The following is a 17,707-nucleotide window of genomic DNA, read 5'->3' as shown; positions in this document are numbered from 1 at the left end:
ACAACGCCCACAGGTCATCCGGCGCCATCCGCCCGACAAGCGCAGCAGTCATCACCCCAGACTGCCGCAAGATCACGCCAACTGAAATGGCTTCTTAGGTAATGGGGGAAGTGTTTGGTGTTGGTGATCTTGAAACGTCCCCTGGCCAGACTGGAGGCAGATTGCCAAACCAGACCCCTGTTTCAGGTCGGCCTAGAACGCGTTAAGGGGGACTTGAAAACAGTGGTTAGTTTGACACTTTGACTCAAGAAATGACCTAAGTAGACACTCTGGGTGGTCACTTGGGGCTTCATGCTCACACTCTGGAGTTATCCACAGGGTCCTATGGACGATGCGGACGCTGATCGACGTCGACGAGGCGGACACGGAGGACCATGAGGGCCCCGGGACGGCTCCGCGGGACCCTCGGCAGTGTTATCGATCCGTTACCTTAAAGGCTCTCCTGATAGGCCACATCCTCCAGCCCGTCCGCCACGAGGTCGACGTCATCCGGCGTCACCACGTCCACGCTCAGCCGCTTACGAACGTCGCGAGCGCCCCGGTAGGTCTCCCCCACGGTCACCTGTAGGCCGACGTCGACGAGCATCTTCCGGCGGGCGTGAGCGTCCCTCTCCGCCTCCCGCCACGCGTCGCCGTAGATCACGCCCGTCCGGATCTCCTCCGTGCGCGCAGGGACGATGGGCTGTTCCTTCAGCCGCTCCAACTTGTCCGACCGACCCTGTATCTGCCGACCCACGGCGTCCGCAGCAGCTCCGCGGAGGTTGCCCAGTTGGCCGGCCAGGGTCTCGATGTCGGCCTCCAACTCTTTGATCTCGTCGCGGTGGTCGACGCCGGGGATCGTGATCACCTCGACGAGTTCGAAGCGCCCGAAGCGCGCGAGGAACTCCTCCTCGACGTACTCGTCCACGGGATCCGCCGTGACGTACGTCGGCTTACGGCACTCGCGGCCGTGCGCCTTCGCCGCGCATCGGTACTGACGCTTCGCGGTCTTCGTGTGCGGTCCGGGGTTGATCCATCCCTGATACAGCTTGCCGCCGCAGGAGCCGCAGAAGACGACGCCCAAGAGCGGGTGTGTGTCGCTCTTGTTCTGGCCTCCCGCTTGCTCGCGCGAGTCCATGGCGGCCTGGAGGCGTCGCCATGTGACGTCGTCGACGAGCGGCGGTCCGAGCTTGACCGGTTCGCCGTCCTCGTCCCGAACGGGCTCGTTGCCGAGCATGAGCCACCCGCGCAACGCCGGTTGCCGGAGGAGGGAACTCACCATGCCGGGATTCCAACGCGCGTTGTCGTCCGTTTCCTTCGGAGGGTTGGCCAGAGAACGCCGGTGATTGGCAGGCGTCTTACCGGGGTGTTTGGCGTTCAGCCACGCCGAGATGGCGTGGTACGACTTGGGCTTGTCGTTGTCGAGGACGAACGCAACCATCTGGTCGATGATGCTCGCCGTGTCCTCGTGACGTCCGAGCCACCAACCCTCGTCCTCCTCCGGGTGCGGAACGGGCATACGCCCGAATGGAATTCGCCCGCCTCTCCATCGGCCGACACTGCGGAGATATTCCGTGGAGCCCTGAGTCCGCTCCTCGATCGCCTGGACTTCCATCTGAGCAGCAAACGCGAGAATCATCAGGATCAGCTCGGACATGGGTGACGACATGTCGAGTTCGAGCCGGCCACCTCCCGGACCTTCAGCGAAGATCAGTCGCTTCCGGTTGTCCCGCGCCCATCCCGCTAGCCACGCCATATCCCGCATACTGCGAACAGCTCTGTCGAGCCGCCACCATGCGATAGCGTCGAATTCTTCGGGACGGTCGAACCACGGGCCAAGCTCAGGACGGTCCTTGGGAGCCACCTTCGCGGCACTGACGTCGGGGTCGTCGGCCCAGTGGACGACCGTACCTCCGATGGAGGCTGCGACAGCCTCGATGGCCCTCCCCTGACGCTCGAATGACGTCGAGTTGTCCCTGACGCGGGACAGACGCCGGGCGCCCAACACACGGGTTGTCATGGGGAGTAGCGTACATACGCAGGTGACTCGTGTACGGGTTTTCGTACTGGATCCACTCCTTGCCGCGCAGGGCGTGCCCCACGGGCGCCTTGACGCGCTCCGCGAACCGCATGACCTCGGTGTGCGCGCCGGCCGTGCCGCTGCCGGAGAAGAGGGTGACCTTGCCGGCCGCGTCGATCATCTCCACGAGCTTATCGATCTCGGTGTCGCTGGGCCGGACCGTGGGCCGGGAGGCGACGAGGGCGCTCTCGAGGGCCTTGTCCGGGGCGGGTTCGGCGGCGATGTCGCCGGGCAGGGACACCACGCTCACCCCGCTCCGGCCGATCGCGTGCTGGATGGCTGTCTGCAGCAGCCGGGGCATCTGCCGGGGGTTGGAGATCAGCTCGCTGTAGTGGCTGCACTCCTGGAAGAGCCGGTCCGGGTGGGTCTCCTGGAAGTAGCCGAGGCCGATCTCGCTGGAGGGGATGTGCGAGGCGAGGGCGAGCACCGGGGCCATGGAGCGGTGGGCGTCGTACAGGCCGTTGATGAGGTGCAGGTTGCCCGGGCCGCAGGAGCCTGCGCAGGCGGCCAGGCTGCCGGTGATCTGGGCCTCGGCCCCGGCCGCGAAGGCGGCGGTCTCCTCGTGGCGTACGTGGATCCAGTCGATGGCGGAGTTGCGGCGGACGGCGTCGACGACCGGGTTGAGGCTGTCGCCGACGACGCCGTAGAGGCGGCGTACGCCGGCGCGGACCAGGATGTCGACGAACTGCTCGGCGACGTTCTGCTTGGCCATGGCTCTCGTCAGCCCCTTCGATGTCCCGGGATCCGCCCCTCCCGTTCCATCAATCCACAGGGGCCGCGGTTACGCCTCCCAAACGGCCGCCGCCGTGCGGTCGTCGGAGTAGCCCTTCACCCGCACCTGGGTGTCCGCGAGGAACGCGGCGAGGCCGGGCGGGGTGCGGCCGGACCAGCGGCGGGCCAGGTAGGCGCAGAAGGCGGGCTCGCCGCGCAGCGGATCGGCGAGCCCGCCGGTGCCCATCACCAGCACGTCACCCGGGCGGGCTACCGAGGCCCGGAACCGGAAGGGTTCGCGCGGCGGCTCGGGCGCCGGCTCGTACGGGCTCGGCGGGGTCGGGATGCCGAGGTCCATGGTGAGACGGTCGCCCTCGGGGGTCTCGGCCGGCGGGGAGCCGAAGCCGAGGACGGGTTCGCCGGTGGTGTCGGCGGGTGACACCCGCGGCTCGATGTCCTGCCACTCGCCGTCCCGCAGCCGGAACAGACCCCCTTCGCCGACGCCGAAGAACACCCGGGTACGGCAGTCGGGGTCGGCGGGCAGCAGCAGACAGCGCATGCTCGCCGCGTACTCCCCGGGGTCCAGATCCTGCTCGACGGCGCTGGCGCGCAGCTTGCCCAGACTGCGGTCGGTCAGCCGGTGCAGCCCCGACTTCAGGTCGCCGCGGCGGGCGGCCCGGATGTCGTCGACCAGCCGCTGATGGCTGCGGCCCACGGCCCGCCCGATCAGCCAGCACGCCTCGGTCGCGGCCAGGTGCGCACCCGGCGTGGCCCGCGCGCCGGTCGCCATCGCGACCAGCACCAGTGCCTGCTCCCCCGCCCCGAACCGCGCGGTGAGCAGTGCGTCCCGCCGTGGTTCCCCCCGGTACCGCGCCGAGTCCCCGCGCAACGACACGGCCCGCAACGTCCAGGCCCCGTACCGGGCACCGTCCAGCACGGTGTCGGCGACCAGGTCACCGAGTTCGTCCGGTTCGGCGGCGGGGAGCGCGGTGGGCTCCGGGTCGTAGGTGGGGGGCCCGGAGCCGACGTAGTCGAGGGCGGAGGGCGGGGGTGGTGGAGCGGAGGTGACGGCGAGGTCGAGCTGGGTGGCCACGGGGGGCGGGCTCGCGAAGGCGCCACCGGGGGGCCGGGCCCCCTCGGACCGCTCGGACACCTCGGGGGCGGGGGCCCGCTCGGGCGGAACGGCGGATCGGCCGCCAAGGGCCGACCTGGGTTCGGGAACGGATGCGGGCGCCTGCTCCGGCCGCCGGCCCGGTCGCCCCGCCCCGGGCGGCGTGGCTCCGGGCCCGTCGGGCCCGGCGCTCCGGGCCGACGCACGCGCCGTCTCCCCCCGATCCCCCGCACCACCCGCCGAAGACAGCCAGGCCCCCGACGCCTCACAACCGGTGACGGGAGCCGCTGCCGACGCCGCATCCCCCCGATCCCCCGCACCACCCGCCGAAGACAGCCAGGCCTCCGACGCCTCACGACCGGTGGCGGGGGCCGGCGTAGGCGCCGTCTCCGCCCTTGCGTCCGCGCGGCCCGACACGGGCGGCCAGGTCCCGGGCGCCTCGGGTTCGGTGTTCCGGGCCGGCCTGCTCACCGTCTCCGCCCGGCTCCCGGTGCCGCCCGCCGCCGGCGGGAAGTACTCCGGTGGCGTGGGCTCGGCGGGCGGGGGTTCCGAAGGGGCGCGTTGTCCGGGTGGTGCGCCGGTCGGGACGGTGCCCGGGGGTGCCGCGGTCGTCGGGGGCGACGCGGCTCGCTGCGGTGGTACCGCGGGCTCGCGCGGCGGCTCCTGACCCGGTGTCCTAGGTGCCGTCCCACCGGGGTGCCCCGTCGTCCCGCCCGGCCGCCCCGCCACCGTGTCCTTCGCCGAGGCGAAGCGGTCGTCCAGGGAGTCGGGTGCGGCCGTGGGGCCCGTGTCCTCGGTGGAGTCGTCGTACAGCTGCCCCCACCAGTCGTCCTCGTGACGGGTGGGCCTACCCCCCTGCTGGCTCATGCCCCTAATTGTCCACCGCACGGGCCGGATGAAAACGGGGCATCGGGAAAATCCGTCGCACATGGCCGTCTCGAACGGCATGTCGAGGGACAGAGCGAACGGCCGTGCGAGGAACGGAGGTTGATGGCCGCCGGGCGACCCCACCCCCCACGGGAGGGCCGCCCGGCGACATCGGAAGTGACCCGGCCCCGCATCCCCTCGTGCGCCGGCGCACGCGCGGGCCCGGATCACCGTCCTGGACGACCGGGCCGCCGAGGGCGCGCCGGTCGAATGGCCTGATTGTGGCTTGGTTTCCTGGGACGCAGCTGTGAACTGCGCACGGACCCGCGTCCGTCGGTGCCCCCACCTTGGCAGAGTCACCCGAGGTACGGCGATGATGGGCGGCGGCGGGTTTGCGCCGTGGCCGTTTTCCGCCAGGCCGTACGGCGCGGACGGCTGGTTCTCAGGGGAGGGACGTGGGCCGATGCTGGCAGCGATAGGCCTGGACGAGACGCACGAGTCGGCGTACCGGGCACTGGTGTCCGCGGGCGCCGCCGAGGTGGCCGATCTGGCCCGGCGCCTGTCGCTGGCCGAGCCGGACACCGAGCGCGCGCTGCGCCGGCTGGAGCGGCACGGCCTCGCGGCCCAGTCCCCCGCGCGGCCGGGCCGCTGGGTGGCGGCCCCGCCCGGGGTGGCGCTGGGGGCGCTGCTCACCCAGCAGCGGCACGAGCTGGAGAAGGCGGAGCTGGCGGCGGCGCTGCTGGCCGAGGAGTACCGGGCGGCGGCGGCCGAGCCGGAGGTGCACGACCTGGTGGAGGTGGTGACCGGCGCTTCGGCGGTGGCCCAGCGTTTCCTGCAGCTCCAGCTGGGCGCCGCCGAGGAGGTGTGCGCACTGGTGACCGGCAATCCGGTGGTGGTCTCCGGTACGGAGAACGACGCGGAGGAGCAGGCGGCCGGGCGCGGGGTCCGCTACCGGGTGGTGGTGGAGCGTGCGGTGCTGGACCTGCCGAACGGGCTCACCGAGCTGGCGGCCGCGCTCGGCCGGGACGAGCAGGTCCGGGTGGTGGACCGGGTGCCGACCAAGCTGGTGATCGCGGACCGCTCGCTCGCCATGGTGCCGCTGACCTCGCGGACGGCCGGGCCGGCCGCGCTGGTGGTGCACGCGAGCGGTCTGCTGGAGCTGGTGGCCGGGCTGTTCGAGTCGGTGTGGCGCGAGGCGCTGCCGCTCAGCCTGGGCGCTTCCGGAGTGACCGAGCAGCAGCCGGACGGCCCGGACGCCACCGACCTGGAGGTGCTGTCGCTGCTGCTCGCCGGGCTGACCGACGCGAGCGTGGCCAAACAGCTCGACCTGGGCCTGAGGACCGTACAGCGCCGGGTGAAGCGGCTGATGGAGCTGACCGGTGTGACGACCCGGCTGCAGCTGGGCTGGCAGGTCTACGAGCGCGGCTGGGTGTCCCGCGAAGGCTCCCGGTGACCTGCGGGTTCTGCCGTCCTCCGGCACTCTGGGCAGATGGGAGCGTGGGAACTCCTGCTGGTCGGCGTGGTGCTGGTGGTCGGCCTGTGCGGAGTGCTGGTGCCCGGGGTGCCGGGGTCGTGGCTGGTGTGGGCCGCCGTCCTGTGGTGGGCGCTGCAGGACCCGCAGCCGGTGGCCTGGGGCGTTCTGGTGGGGGCCACCGGGGTGCTGCTGATGTCGCTGGTGGTGCGCTGGGCGCTGCCGCCGCGCCGGCTGCGCGCGAGCGGCGCCACCCCCCGCATGGCGGTGTACGCCGGTGCCGGCGCACTCCTGGGCTTCTTCCTGATCCCGGTGCTGGGCGCGCTGCCGGGCTTCATGGCCGGGATCTACCTGCACGAGCGGCTGCGGCTCGGCCGGCACGGCGAGGCGATGGCCGCGCTGCGCACGACGATGCGCTCGGGCGGCTCCAGCGTGCTCGCCGAACTGTTCGCGTGTCTGCTGATCGCGGGGGCATGGCTGGGCGCGGTGCTGTGGGGATGACCGGTCAGCCGGCGGCCGCCTTGGCGCTGACGGCCAGGGCGCCGGTCACGGTGTCGGCGACCGCGCTCATGCCCGCGTCGTTGAAGTGCAGGTGATCGCCGGGGTCGTAGCCGGGCAGGATGCGCTCGGGGGCGGCCGGGTCGCGTACGGCGGCGTCGGCGTCGGCGACCGCGTCGAAGGCACCGCCGGTGCGGATGAACGCGTTGACCTGCTGCCGTACGGCCTCGCGGGCCGGCGTGTACGCGGAGTAGCCCCCGAAGGGGGTGAGGGTGACGCCGACGGTCCGGACGCCGCGGGCGTGGGCACGGGCGACGAGGGTGCGGTACGCGGCGGCGAAGGCGGCGGGGTCGTTCGCCTCGGGGGTGCCCTTGATGTCGTTGATGCCCTCGAACACGATCAGGGCCCGTACCCCGGCCCGGTCCAGGGCGTCGGCGTCCAGGCGGGCCAGGGCGCTCGGTCCGACGCCGTCGAGCAGCAGGCGGTTGCCGGCCAGGCCGGCGTTGAGGACGCCGAGCCGGTCGCCGCGCAGGTGCCGGGCGAGCCCGTCGGGCCAGCGCCGGTTGGTGTCGGTGGTGGAGCCGGTGCCGTCGGTCAGGGAGTCGCCGAAGGCGACGACGCTGCCGGCGCCGGCAGCGAGGACGTCGACGCCGGTGACGTAGTACCAGTAGGCGATGGGCGTGGTGTACGCGGCCCCCTTCTCGTCGGCCGCGTGGCCTGCGCCGGTGCGGGCGAGGTAGCTGGTCTGCAGGGCGGTGCGGTGGTAGGTGGCCGGACCGGAGTCGACCGGGGTGAGCACGGTGACCAGCAGGTCGGCGGCATCCGGTACGGGCAGCCGGACCGGGTCGGTGACCAGGTCCTGTCCCGCCTGGACGACGGCCGCCGGGGCGCCGCCGAAGGTGGCGGTGCGCAGGCTGCCGGGAACGGCGTCGGGTCCGGCGCCCCGGCGCAGCGCGACCGTGACCGCGCCGAGTTGCAGGGGCTCGGTGCCGAGCCGGTTGCTGAGGCGGATCCGCAGGGCCGTGCCGCCGACGCTGAGGTGGACGACGTTGCGGACGGCGGCCCCGGGCAGCGCCGATGTGGTTCCGGAGGGGGCCGTCTCCCAACTGCCGGTCCACACCGGTGTCGTGGGCCGGGCGGCGGCCGTCGCCGTCGTGCCCGGCAGCACGGCGAGCAGAAGCGCCGTGAGGACCCGTCCGAACCTGCCCATGCCAGCGCCCCCTCTTCCCGTGCCCGTCGAGGGCGACCGTCCCACACGCCCGCCCCGGGGCGCCGGAACATCCGCGCCGGTCCACCCGCTCGGCGTAGGGCGTCAGGCACGGCGGACGCTCAGGGCCGCGGGCGCGGCGCCTGGTCGTCCGGCGTGTCGGGGCTCGCGAAGTGGAAGGGGACGGAGAGGTGCGCGGCGAGGGCCGTGCCCGCCCTGGTGGCCGCTGCAGCCGAGGGGTGGAACGGGCCGTGGTCCGCGTGCTCTGCGAGGCCTAGGCGGGCAGCGCTCCCTCCAGCGTGAGCAGCCGCACCTTGCGCTCGAGTCCGCCCGCGTACCCCGTCAGCGAGCCGTCCGCGCCGATCACCCGGTGGCAAGGGCGCACGATGAGCAGGGGGTTGGCGCCGATGGCTCCGCCGACGGCACGGACCGCGGCGCGTGGGGCGCCGATGCGGGCGGCGATCTCGCCGTAGGTGGTGGTGCCGCCGTACGGCACGGAGTCGAGCGCGGCCCAGACCCGCTCGCGGAACTCGGTGCCGTCGGTGTGCAACGGCAGCTGGAACTCCTTGAGTTCGCCCGCGAAGTAGGCGGTGAGCTGTTCCTCGGCCGCACGGAAGGGGCCGGGGTCGTGTCGCCAGCCGTCCAGCACGGTGCGTCCGCCCTTCTGGCCCGGCATGGACAGTGAGGTGAGCGCGCCGTCCGGGTCGGCGGTGAGCAGGAGCCGGCAGAGCGGCGTTTCGACGCCGGTCCAGTAGGTCGCTTCCATCAGTCTCTCAACTCTCCTGTGATGCGCAGATGTTGGGCGGCGTAGGAACGCCACGGCCGCCAGCTGTCGGGTACGTCCACTCCGGGTGGGGTCACGTCGGGGTCGCCGAGGGCGCGCACGCGCAGGGTGGCGACGGTGGCCCGGGCCAGGCCGGGCAGGGCGAGCAGCGCCTCCTGGGCGGCGTCGCGGTCGGCGCCGGGGTCGAGGCGCAGGGTGCCGTCGGCGAGGGCGGCGGTCAGCGCGCCCAGCGGTCCGCCCAGGCCGGCCCCGGCGAGGGCGGCGGCCTCCGGGAAGAGGTGGGTGAGGCTGCCGCAGGGGGCGTCGAGTGCCTTGCCGTACCGGCGGACCAGGTCCGCCGCCCCGGCCACGCCCACCAGCGCCCGCACGGCGGGCTCCAACGGGTCGACGGCGCCGGGTGAGCGCAGTCCGGGCCGGGCGGCGACCAGCGGGGCGAGCCTCGGGTCGGCGCCGAGCCGTTCGTCCACCGCGTACGGGTCGGCGTCGAGGTCGAGCAGCCGCCGCAGCCGCTGCACGGCCGTGGTCAGGTCCCGTGGATCGGTGAGGTGCAGGCGCGCGTCGAGCCAGCCGCCCGGGTGCGTGCCGCCGCCCGTCTTCGGTCCCTGGGTGCGCTCCTCGACGGCGACGAGCGCGGTGCCGTACGGCAGCCGCAGCGTGCGCCGGTAGGTGCGGTCGCCCGGTGCTCCGCTCACCTCCTCGACGCCGGGTACGGCTTCCCGGGCCAGCTGGTCGAAGACGGCGGCGGCCTGGTAGGGGCCGCGGTGGGCGAGCCGGAGCGGGATGCCCGCGCCCGGGGTGGCCCGGCGGGCGCCCCGGCCCCGGGGCGCGGCGGCCCGCACCTCGGTCGGCGTGGAGTCGTACACCTCGCGGACGGTGTCGTTGAACTGCCGCACGCTGGCGAACCCGGACGCGAACGCGATCTCGGTGATCGGCAGCTCGGTGGTCTGCAGCAGCACCCGGGCGGTGTGCGCCCGCTGGGCGCGGGCGAGCGCCACGGGTCCGGCGCCGAGTTCGACGGTGAGCTGCCGCTGCACCTGGCGGGCGCTGTAGCCGAGCCGGGAGGCGAGGCCCGCGACGCCCTCGCGGTCCACGACCCCGTCGGCGATCAGGCGCACGGCCCGGCCGACGGCGTCCGCGCGGACGTTCCACTCGGCGGACCCGGGCACGGCGTCCGGCCGGCACCGCCGGCAGGCCCGGAAGCCGGAGCCCTGCGCTGCGGCGGCCGTCGGGAAGAACCGCACGTTGCGCCGCTTCGGGGTGATTGCCGGGCAGCTGGGCCGGCAGTAGATCCCGGTCGTCTCGACGGCGAAGAAGAACGCTCCGTCGAACCGCCCGTCCCGGCTGCGTACCGCCTCGTACCTGGTGTCCTCGTCCATCACGTGTTCCAGTGTGGGGTCTGGCGGCGGGTCGGGCTGGCGGAAATCGGACGCGCAGCTGGGCGGTGGCCGCCGGGGCTAGAGGGCGGAGTCGTCCCACTGGTCCAGGAGCTCGTCGGCCGTCCGTGCGGGCTCGTACCGGTCCTCGTGCAGGGGCAGCTCCGCCCAGATCACCTTGCCGCGGGCCGTGTAACGGGTGCCCCAGCGGGCGGCGAGCCGGGCGACCAGGAACAGGCCACGGCCGCCCTCGTCGGTGTCCGCCGCACGGCGCAGGTGCGGGGCGGTGCTGCTGCCGTCGGAGACCTCGCAGATCAGGCTGCGGTCGTGCAGCAGCCGGACCCGGATGGGCGGGGAACCGTACCGGATCGCGTTGGTGATCAGCTCGCTGAGGATCAGCTCGGTGGTGTATCCGATGTCCGTGAGCCCCCAGGTGTCCAGGGTGCGGGCGCACGCGGCGCGGACCGGGGCCACGGCCGCCGGGTCGGCGCGCACCTCCCAGCCGGCGATGCGGTCGCGGTCCAGCAGCCGGGTGCGGGCCACCAGCAGGGCCACGTCGTCGCTCGGCCGGGCCGGCAGCACCGCGCCGAGGATGTCCGCGCAGGTCTCCTCCGGGGTACGGTCCGCCGTGCCGGCCAGCGTGGCGCGCAGCTGCTCCAGGCCCGTGTCGAGGTCCCGGTCGCGGTCCTCCACCAGCCCGTCGGTGTACAGCACCAGCCGCGTTCCCTCGGGCAGGGTCAGCTCGCGCGCCTCCACGGGCATGCCGAAGCCCAGGCCCAGGGGCGGGGAGACGGGCACGTCGGGGAAGTCGGCGGTGCCGTCGGGCAGCACGACGGCGGGCCCGGGGTGGCCGGCCCGGGCGACCGTGACCCGGCCGGCGACGGGGTCGTAGAGGGCGTACAGGCAGGTGGCCCCGGTGATGGCCGAGTCGTCGTTCTGCTCGCCCGTCTCGTCGCTGTCGATCCGGCTGACCAGCTCGTCCAGGTGCGCCAGCAGTTCGTCCGGGCTCTGGTCGAGGGCGGAGAAGTTGTGCACGGCGGTGCGCAGCCGGCCCATGGTGGCGGCCGCGTGCAGCCCGTGCCCGACCACGTCGCCGACGACCAGCGCCACCCGCGCGCCCGGCAGCGGGATGACGTCGAACCAGTCGCCGCCCACCCCGGCCTGCGCGGGCAGATAGCGGTAGGCCACGTCGAGCGCGGACTGCTCGGGGACGCCGTGCGGCAGCAGGCTGCGCTGCAGGGTGACGGCCGTGGTGTGCTCGCGGGTGTAGCGGCGGGCGTTGTCGATGGCGAGGGCGGCCCGGGCCACCAGTTCCTCGGCGACCGTCACGTCCTGTTCCTCGAAGGGTTCGGGCCGCTCGGAGCGCCAGAAGCTGGCCACGCCCATGAGGATGCCGCGGGCGCGCAGCGGGATCACCATCATCGAGTGGATGCCGTGCTCGATGATCCGGCGCGCGTTGAAGGGATCCTGTTCCTGCCAGCCGGTGAGGTCGGGCAGGTGCGCCTCCAGTACGGGCTCGCCGGTGCCGAAGCCGATCGCCTGCGGGGTCTCGGAGCCGAAGTCGATGAGGGTGCCGACCGGGAACAGCGGATGGTCCTGGTGGAGGCCGGTGAGGGCGGTGCGCCGCATCATCGTGCCCTCCGGCTCGTGGCCGCCCCGCAGGATCGAGTCGACGAGGTCGACGCTGGCGTAGTCGCTGAACCGGGGGACGGTGAACCGGGTGAGTTCCTCCGCCGTCCGCTCCACGTCGAGGGTGGTACCGATCCCGGCCATGGCGTCGTACAGCAGTCGCAGCCGCCGCTCCGCCACGGCCGCCTTGCCGGTCAGGGCCCGCAGTTCGGTCGTGTCCCGCAGGGTGACGACGCTGCCGGGCGGGCCGCCGTAGGGTGCGGTCGGCCGTACGCTCACCGCGAGCATCCGGTCGTCGGCCTCGCGGACCTCGTCGGTGGCGGGCTGTCCGCCGGCCAGCAGTGCGGCGAGGCCCGGTTCGAGGCCGAGGTCGCCCACGCGCCGGCCGCGCACGTCCTCGGGCAGGCCGAGCAGACGCCGGGCCTCGTCGTTGACGAGCAGCAGCCATCCGGCCTCGTCGACGATGAGCACGCCCTCGCGGGCGGCGTGCAGTACGGCGTCGTGGTGGTCGTACATGCGGCGCAGCTCGGCCGGATCCAGGCCACGGGTCTGCCGCCGCAGCCGGTGGCTCACCAGTCCGGATCCGGTGGTCGCGAGCAGCAGCGCTGCGCCGGCGGCGGCGAACAGGAGCGGCAGGTGCTGCGCCACGCGCGCGTGCAGGCTGCGGACCGTGATGCCGACGGACACGAGCCCGACGACCTTGCCTCGGCTGTCGAGGACCGGGACGGTGGAGTCCACCGCCTGGCCCACGGGTGTCTCGAACGTCGAGGTGTGGGGATGCCCGGCGAGCGCTTCGCGGTACGTGCCGGTCACGTGCTTCCCGATCAGGCGCGGGTCGGGATGGGTCCAGCGGTATCCGGCCGGGCTGAACGCGACGATGTAGTCGACGCCGGAGCCCTTGCGGGCCGCCTCGGCACGAGGTTGCAGCGGCGCGCTGGGGTGGGCGGAGCGCATCGCGTCGAGCGTGCCCGGGGCGTTCGCGAAGGTCTCGGCACCGACGAGCGAGCGTTCCCGCGCCTCGGCCAGGCTCGCCTGCTGGGCCTGCTGGGCCTGCAGCACCAGGGCCGTCACGGCGGCCGCGCCGAACAGCAGCAGGATGACGAGCTGCAGGACGAACATCTGTCCCGCGACACTGCGCACACCCGACGGCAAACGGCGGGGCCGCCCCGCGGCGACCGGGGACGCCTCGGCAGGGGCGGGAGCGTCCCGCACCCCGAACAGGCCGAAACGCCTCCTCATGGTCTATTTCTACATCAGCGGCAGGAAACGGACGCGCCGCCCGCGCTGGAGCACTGCGGCTCCTGGCGGGGGCCGAAGCCACCCGCCAGGAACGCGCTCTCACGCTCGGGCCCTCAGCTCAACCGGCCCCGCTTGGCCTCCATCGCCGCCCTGCCCTCCGCCCCCTTCCGCTTCCAGTCCTTGCGGATCTCGGAGCGGAGCCGGGCGTCCGTCTTGGCGACGATCCACTGGTTCTCCCGCATCAGCTTGCGGTAGCTGTCCAGGCGGCGGACCGGGAGGTCCCCGCTGTCCACCGCGGCGCGGACCGCGCAGCCGGGCTCGCTCTCGTGGACGCAGTCGTGGAAGCGGCACTGCCCGGCCAGTTCCTCGATCTCGGAGAACACCTGCCCGACCCCGCTCTCGGCGTCGAACAGACCGACGCCCCGCAGCCCGGGGGTGTCGATGAGCACACCCCCGGAGGGCAGCGGCAGCAGGTTGCGGGTGGTCGTGGTGTGCCGCCCCTTGCCGTCCACGTCACGGGCGGCCTGTACGTCCATGACGTCGTCGCCGACGAGGGCGTTGGCGAGGGTGGACTTGCCCGCGCCGGACTGCCCGAGCAGCACGGACGTGCCCGAGCCGACGAGGGAGACGAGCACGTCCAGACCGTCGCCGTGCAGGGCGCTGACGGTGAGCACGGGCACGCCGGGCGCGGTCGTCTCGACGTCCTGGACGAGGTGGGCCAGCACCACGGGGTCCGGCACGAGGTCGGCCTTGGTGAGCACGACCACGGGCTGTGCGCCGGACTCCCAGGCCAGTGCCAGGAACCGTTCGACGCGCCCGAGGTCGAGTTCGACGGCGAGGGACACGGCGACGACTGCGTGGTCGACGTTGGCCGCGAGGATCTGCCCCTCGGACCGCTTGGAGGAGGTGGAACGCACGAAGGCGGTGCGGCGCGGCAGATACGTGCGCACATAGCGGGGGTTGCCGCCGGGTTCGACGGCGACCCAGTCGCCGGTGCACACGACCCGCAGCGGGTCGTGCGGGGTGACGAAGGCGGTGTCGGCACGCAGCACACCGCCCGCGGTGACCACGTCGCACTGACCGCGGTCGACCCGGACCACCCGTCCGGGCAGCAGCCCCTCGGACTCGTACGGGGTGAACGCGTCGGCCCAGGCGTCGTCCCAGCCGTAGGAGGCGAGGGCGTGCTGGGCATCAGAAGTGAGAGAGGTGTTGAGCGAAGTGTGGAACAAGGGGAACCCTTCGAAGGGTGGCCCCGGCGGCGCGCTCGGCGCGCGGAAGATGTGTGGGTGTCAGCCGGAGACCACAGGGGTCGAAACGATGATGAACTCCTGAATGCGGGCAGCGCCCGTCACCGTGACAGTCATCAATGTCCTCACCTCCTGCTTCCTCAACGAACCAACGCTGTTCCCTCGGGAACGGAACACGACCGTGCCCTGGAACGAGGAAACCGTAGCCTCACCCCAGGGCACAGCGCCAGCGATTAACTGTCGGGACTCATCCGTACGACTCCCGCAGCCGGCGGACCGACCTCACGCCTCGACTCGTACGGCAGCGCGAGGTCCTGGGGCCTGCGGGCATCAACTGCGCAGACAGGGCCTTGGCCGCGGCCCGCCGTCTCGGATCCGGCAAACGGCGATGATGTGCAGGGCCGAGTTGCAGCCGGGACCGCAGGGCCGCAGCTGGGGTCCGGTCAGGCGGTGGCCAACGCGCACTGGCCTCGGTCGGCCTTCATCGGTCCGGCGGCGCTGGGACGGACCTCGAAGTCGAACATGGCGGTAGGTACGTACAACGAGCAGCAGGCGTTGGGGATGTCGACGATGCCGCTGATACGTCCCTCTATGGGGGAGGAGCCGAGCAGCAGGTAGGCCTGCTCTCCGCTGTAGCCGAACTTCTTGAAGTACTCGACGGCGTTGAGGCAGGCCCGGCGGTAGGCCAGCGTCGCGTCGAGGTAGTAGTTCGTGTCCGTGTCATGGTCGACGGAGACCCCGATGAAGGTGAGGAACTCCGTGTACCTCGGCTCGACGTTGCCCGGAATGAACACGGGGTTGGTGGTGATGCCATACGTCTCCATGCCGCCCTTGATCAGGTCGACGTGGAAGTCGATGAAGCCGCCCATCTCGATGGCGCCGCAGAAGGTGATCTCTCCGTCGCCCTGGCTGAAGTGCAGGTCGCCTCCGGAGAGCTTGGCGTCCTTGACGTGCACAGGGAAGAAGACCCTCGAACCCCGAGTGAAGTTCTTGATGTCCTGGTTGCCTCCGTTTTCGCGAGCCGGCACCGTGCGTGCGCCTTCCTCGGCGATGCGCCGGGCGAGATCTCCGGTGGCCGTGCCTGCGAGCGCGTTGGTGCTGTCCGGCGGTACGGCGAGCGGCGGGACCCGGTTCGGGTCGGTGTCGATCAGCGCCTGCTCGCGGGCGTTCCAGCGGGCGAGCATCTCGGCGGAAGGAGCGGTCCCGAACAGCCCGGGGTGGGTGATTCCGGTGAAGCGGATCCCGGGCAGGTGGCGGGAGACCGCCTGCTGTCCGTGGAAGTCCCAGATCGCCTTGTAGGCATCCGGGAAATAGTCGGTCAGGAAGCCGCCGCCGTTGGCCTTGGCGAAGACGCCGGTGTAGCCCCAGCCCTGGCCTGCCGCGTCTCCGGTCTGCTGCGGAACGGGGCCGAGATCGAGAAGGTCCACGACGAGCAGGTCGCCTGGTTCGGCGCCCTCCACGCCTATCGGGCCGCTGAGCATGTGAGGAATGGTCAGGTCGATGTCGCGGACGTCGTTGGCGGATTCGTTGTTGCCGACCTGGCAGTCGGTCCAGTCGCGGCACTCCAGGCGGAACTCCGCTCCTGGCCGCACCATGGCGACGGTGGGGACGTCCGGGTGCCACCTGTTGTGTCCGGGAACGTCCTGGTCACGCATCGACTTGCTCTGGTCCACATTGAAGATGATTTCAGGCATGACAGCTCCTCGTTTCTGATCCCGTCACGTTTGTGCGCCCACGCTTCCGGCCGCCGGGGCGGCTGGGGCGGGCTGCCGCGAATTCCGGGTGAGTGGCCACAGCGCCCCGAACACCACCACGCCGAACACCGCCAGCGCGATGGCGGTTTCGTTGGGGCTCACCCAGTAACCGGAGAGCAGCAGCGCCGCGGGAATGACGCCGGTGACCCAGCCCTCGATCGCCGTGACCCAGCCCGTATAGGTTCTGAGGCTGTCCATCTTGAGACCGAGCAGCAGGAAGAACAGGAACCACAGGAATGCCCAGTAGAGCCAGATGACCCCGAACGGGTAGTCCTTGAAGAGCCGGAAATTGACGAACGAGTACCCCAGGGCCACAACCGCCACGAACAGCGAGTAGTAGCCGACGCCGGTACTGTCGAGACCGGCGAGGAGGCCCACACCTACGTACAGGTAGGTGAAGCCGAACAGATAGATGCCGGATGCCGCCAGGATCCCTCTGGGGTCGCCGGTGGCGACGAAGATGAGATAGGTCGGCGTCAGCACCTGCAGTGCGCCCACGAAAAGGTTGAACACCGCTGCCGCCTTGGCGTCGACCTTCCCGAGCAACAGCATTCCGTTGATGAAGAGCACCGCACCGACGAAGAGCAGTCCCACGTTCTGCACGGGGACACACCTCCCAACTCCGCGTAGACGCCCTCAGGGACGCGGCAACCGCGAGAGCGCGGGGTGCTGGTGCCGTGGCACCCTTGTGCGGGGCGGCACTTCGGAGACTACTGCCGGGGCCTCACGGGCCTGCTCCTCCTGGTCATGAAGGGCGGCGACCGCGTGCGAGGTCAGCGTGAGGCCGGGCGAGGAGTACACACGTCTCGCTGCGCCTGCGCAAACAGGGCAGCCATATGCCTTGGGCGCCGTCCCGATCGCCAACTTCACGTCGAAAGGCCCGCATCGGCTGCATAGATATTCATAGGTTGCCATCAGCAGCCTCCGGATGCCGGTGGACGCTGGCCAACCCGGGTGCGTGCGGTGCGCATCCGACCAGCGCACGCCACAGCGCACTTCCTACCTTCAAGAAGACGTCTCGTAAATCCACGTGTCAAGTACCGGACGACCGGGCGTGGACCTTTTCAAAACGACCCGATGGCGAGCGCCGTCGCTGCTGCCGAAAGACCCAACCACGAGACTCGAAACAACGTACGGCACGGATTTGCCGACCTGTCCTTTCTCGCACAGGTGGATCAACTCGTAACTGAATGTGGCGAACGTCGTACAGGCGCCGCAGAAACCGACGCCGGCAATGGTCACGACCTGCTCCGGTAGTGCGCGCTGTGTGCCGAGGCCCACCAGAAGCCCCAGCACGAACGAGCCGGTCACGTTGATCAGCCAGGTGCCGCGTGGGAACGCGCCCGGGCTCCGGTACTGCATGTACTGGTCGAGTACGTAACGCGCAACTGAACGCGCAACTGCCCCGACGGCGGGCAGGATGATCACCGTACCCACCAGCCGTGCCGGCGGGCGCGCCCACGCCGCGCGTCGAGCCGTATGCAACGGGTCGATGTCAGCCTGCCGATGACCAGGCCCAGAACGGTGGCGGCCAGGCCGGCGAAGAGGCTCCCGAAAATGTTCAACGCCGCGGCTGCGTAGTGGCCGTGGCCCAGCAGGCGATCGGTGTCGACCATCCAGGTCGAGAAGGTGGCAGCGCCGGCACGAACGCCCCGAACGCGTTGACGGCGAACGTCGTCCACGGGAACGTCGCCCCCGGGGTGGGGAAGGCCGGCCCCGGTGCGCAACGGGCCGTCTCGCCCAGCAGGCCGCCGAGC

14 protein-coding genes and 1 pseudogene are annotated in these 17,707 nt (G+C 71.9%); 2 read left to right on the top strand and 13 right to left on the bottom strand.

Translation table 11 applies throughout. From position 1 onward, the window contains the following. Window positions 1-430 precede the first annotated feature (430 nt). The 3 genes and pseudogenes from AC07DS_RS42360 to AC07DS_RS42350 all read right to left on the bottom strand — a co-directional run bounded on the left by AC07DS_RS42360 (window position 431) and on the right by AC07DS_RS42350 (window position 3,863). Complete coding sequence (locus tag AC07DS_RS42360) at window positions 431-1,999, bottom strand: recombinase family protein (protein ID WP_479154064.1); 1,569 nt, start codon at window positions 1,997-1,999, stop codon at window positions 431-433. A 31-nt stretch (window positions 2,000-2,030) separates the two neighbouring features. Beyond that, window positions 2,031-2,771: pseudogene (locus AC07DS_RS42355) on the bottom strand (thiamine pyrophosphate-binding protein); the annotation flags it as partial. A 69-nt stretch (window positions 2,772-2,840) separates the two neighbouring features. Further along, complete coding sequence (locus tag AC07DS_RS42350) at window positions 2,841-3,863, bottom strand: protein phosphatase 2C domain-containing protein (RefSeq protein ID WP_479154063.1); 1,023 nt, start codon at window positions 3,861-3,863, stop codon at window positions 2,841-2,843. A 1,348-nt stretch (window positions 3,864-5,211) separates the two neighbouring features. Between AC07DS_RS42350 and AC07DS_RS42345 the strand changes: the two genes are divergently transcribed. Beyond that, window positions 5,212-6,201 (top strand): helix-turn-helix domain-containing protein, encoded by a 990-nt coding sequence (locus AC07DS_RS42345; RefSeq protein WP_479154062.1) that lies wholly within the window; start codon window positions 5,212-5,214, stop codon window positions 6,199-6,201. A 36-nt stretch (window positions 6,202-6,237) separates the two neighbouring features. Further along, window positions 6,238-6,720, top strand: a complete 483-nt coding sequence (locus AC07DS_RS42340) for a DUF456 domain-containing protein (protein ID WP_479154061.1) — start codon at window positions 6,238-6,240, stop codon at window positions 6,718-6,720. 4 nt (window positions 6,721-6,724) lie between these two features. Here the strand turns inward: AC07DS_RS42340 and AC07DS_RS42335 are convergent, their stop codons facing one another. The 10 genes from AC07DS_RS42335 to AC07DS_RS42290 form a co-directional block, all read right to left on the bottom strand. Further along, window positions 6,725-7,927, bottom strand: a complete 1,203-nt coding sequence (locus AC07DS_RS42335; protein WP_479154060.1) for a GDSL-type esterase/lipase family protein — start codon at window positions 7,925-7,927, stop codon at window positions 6,725-6,727. Window positions 7,928-8,198: 271 nt separating this feature from the next. Next, on the bottom strand, window positions 8,199-8,690 hold the full coding sequence (locus AC07DS_RS42330; RefSeq protein WP_479154059.1) for a methylated-DNA--[protein]-cysteine S-methyltransferase: 492 nt from the start codon (window positions 8,688-8,690) through the stop codon (window positions 8,199-8,201). Beyond that, window positions 8,690-10,084, bottom strand: a complete 1,395-nt coding sequence (locus AC07DS_RS42325) for an AlkA N-terminal domain-containing protein (protein WP_479154066.1) — start codon at window positions 10,082-10,084, stop codon at window positions 8,690-8,692. The genes AC07DS_RS42330 and AC07DS_RS42325 overlap by 1 nt, the downstream gene beginning before the upstream one ends. 78 nt (window positions 10,085-10,162) lie before the next feature. After that, window positions 10,163-12,949 carry a SpoIIE family protein phosphatase gene (locus tag AC07DS_RS42320; protein ID WP_479154058.1) on the bottom strand — a complete coding sequence of 929 codons (2,787 nt, stop codon included), beginning with the start codon at window positions 12,947-12,949 and terminating at the stop codon, window positions 10,163-10,165. A gap of 113 nt (window positions 12,950-13,062) precedes the next feature. Beyond that, a complete protein-coding gene (rsgA, locus tag AC07DS_RS42315; RefSeq protein WP_479154057.1) occupies window positions 13,063-14,178 on the bottom strand; it encodes a ribosome small subunit-dependent GTPase A in 1,116 nt (371 codons plus the stop codon). 461 nt (window positions 14,179-14,639) lie between these two features. Continuing rightward, the gene (fmdA, locus tag AC07DS_RS42310; RefSeq protein ID WP_479154056.1) at window positions 14,640-15,890 is read right to left on the bottom strand and encodes a formamidase; all 1,251 of its coding nucleotides are present in this window, start codon (window positions 15,888-15,890) and stop codon (window positions 14,640-14,642) included. A 24-nt stretch (window positions 15,891-15,914) separates the two neighbouring features. Further along, complete coding sequence (locus AC07DS_RS42305; protein ID WP_479154055.1) at window positions 15,915-16,553, bottom strand: AmiS/UreI family transporter; 639 nt, start codon at window positions 16,551-16,553, stop codon at window positions 15,915-15,917. 33 nt (window positions 16,554-16,586) lie between these two features. Further along, the gene (locus AC07DS_RS42300) at window positions 16,587-16,865 is read right to left on the bottom strand and encodes an FmdB family zinc ribbon protein (RefSeq protein ID WP_479154054.1); all 279 of its coding nucleotides are present in this window, start codon (window positions 16,863-16,865) and stop codon (window positions 16,587-16,589) included. Between the two features lie 90 nt (window positions 16,866-16,955). Beyond that, window positions 16,956-17,378, bottom strand: a complete 423-nt coding sequence (gene crcB / locus AC07DS_RS42295) for a fluoride efflux transporter CrcB (RefSeq protein WP_479154053.1) — start codon at window positions 17,376-17,378, stop codon at window positions 16,956-16,958. After that, a complete protein-coding gene (locus AC07DS_RS42290) occupies window positions 17,375-17,632 on the bottom strand; it encodes a FluC/FEX family fluoride channel (RefSeq protein WP_479154052.1) in 258 nt (85 codons plus the stop codon). The genes crcB and AC07DS_RS42290 overlap by 4 nt, the downstream gene beginning before the upstream one ends. Window positions 17,633-17,707: the final 75 nt, after the last annotated feature.

Source organism: Streptomyces sp. NPDC044064 (assembly GCF_056434245.1).
This window is presented reverse-complemented; position numbering and strand designations above follow the sequence as displayed.

What these genes read in the sequence shown, in the direction of transcription:
- fmdA (WP_479154056.1), bottom strand. Translation starts at nt 15,890, where the DNA reads ATGCCTGAAATCATCTTCAATGTGGACCAGAGCAAGTCGATGCGTGAC.
- AC07DS_RS42340 (WP_479154061.1), top strand. Translation starts at nt 6,238, where the DNA reads ATGGGAGCGTGGGAACTCCTGCTGGTCGGCGTGGTGCTGGTGGTCGGC.
- AC07DS_RS42320 (WP_479154058.1), bottom strand. Translation starts at nt 12,949, where the DNA reads ATGAGGAGGCGTTTCGGCCTGTTCGGGGTGCGGGACGCTCCCGCCCCT.
- AC07DS_RS42345 (WP_479154062.1), top strand. Translation starts at nt 5,212, where the DNA reads ATGCTGGCAGCGATAGGCCTGGACGAGACGCACGAGTCGGCGTACCGG.
- AC07DS_RS42335 (WP_479154060.1), bottom strand. Translation starts at nt 7,927, where the DNA reads ATGGGCAGGTTCGGACGGGTCCTCACGGCGCTTCTGCTCGCCGTGCTG.
- AC07DS_RS42360 (WP_479154064.1), bottom strand. Translation starts at nt 1,999, where the DNA reads ATGACAACCCGTGTGTTGGGCGCCCGGCGTCTGTCCCGCGTCAGGGAC.
- AC07DS_RS42300 (WP_479154054.1), bottom strand. Translation starts at nt 16,865, where the DNA reads ATGGCAACCTATGAATATCTATGCAGCCGATGCGGGCCTTTCGACGTG.
- AC07DS_RS42325 (WP_479154066.1), bottom strand. Translation starts at nt 10,084, where the DNA reads ATGGACGAGGACACCAGGTACGAGGCGGTACGCAGCCGGGACGGGCGG.
- AC07DS_RS42330 (WP_479154059.1), bottom strand. Translation starts at nt 8,690, where the DNA reads ATGGAAGCGACCTACTGGACCGGCGTCGAAACGCCGCTCTGCCGGCTC.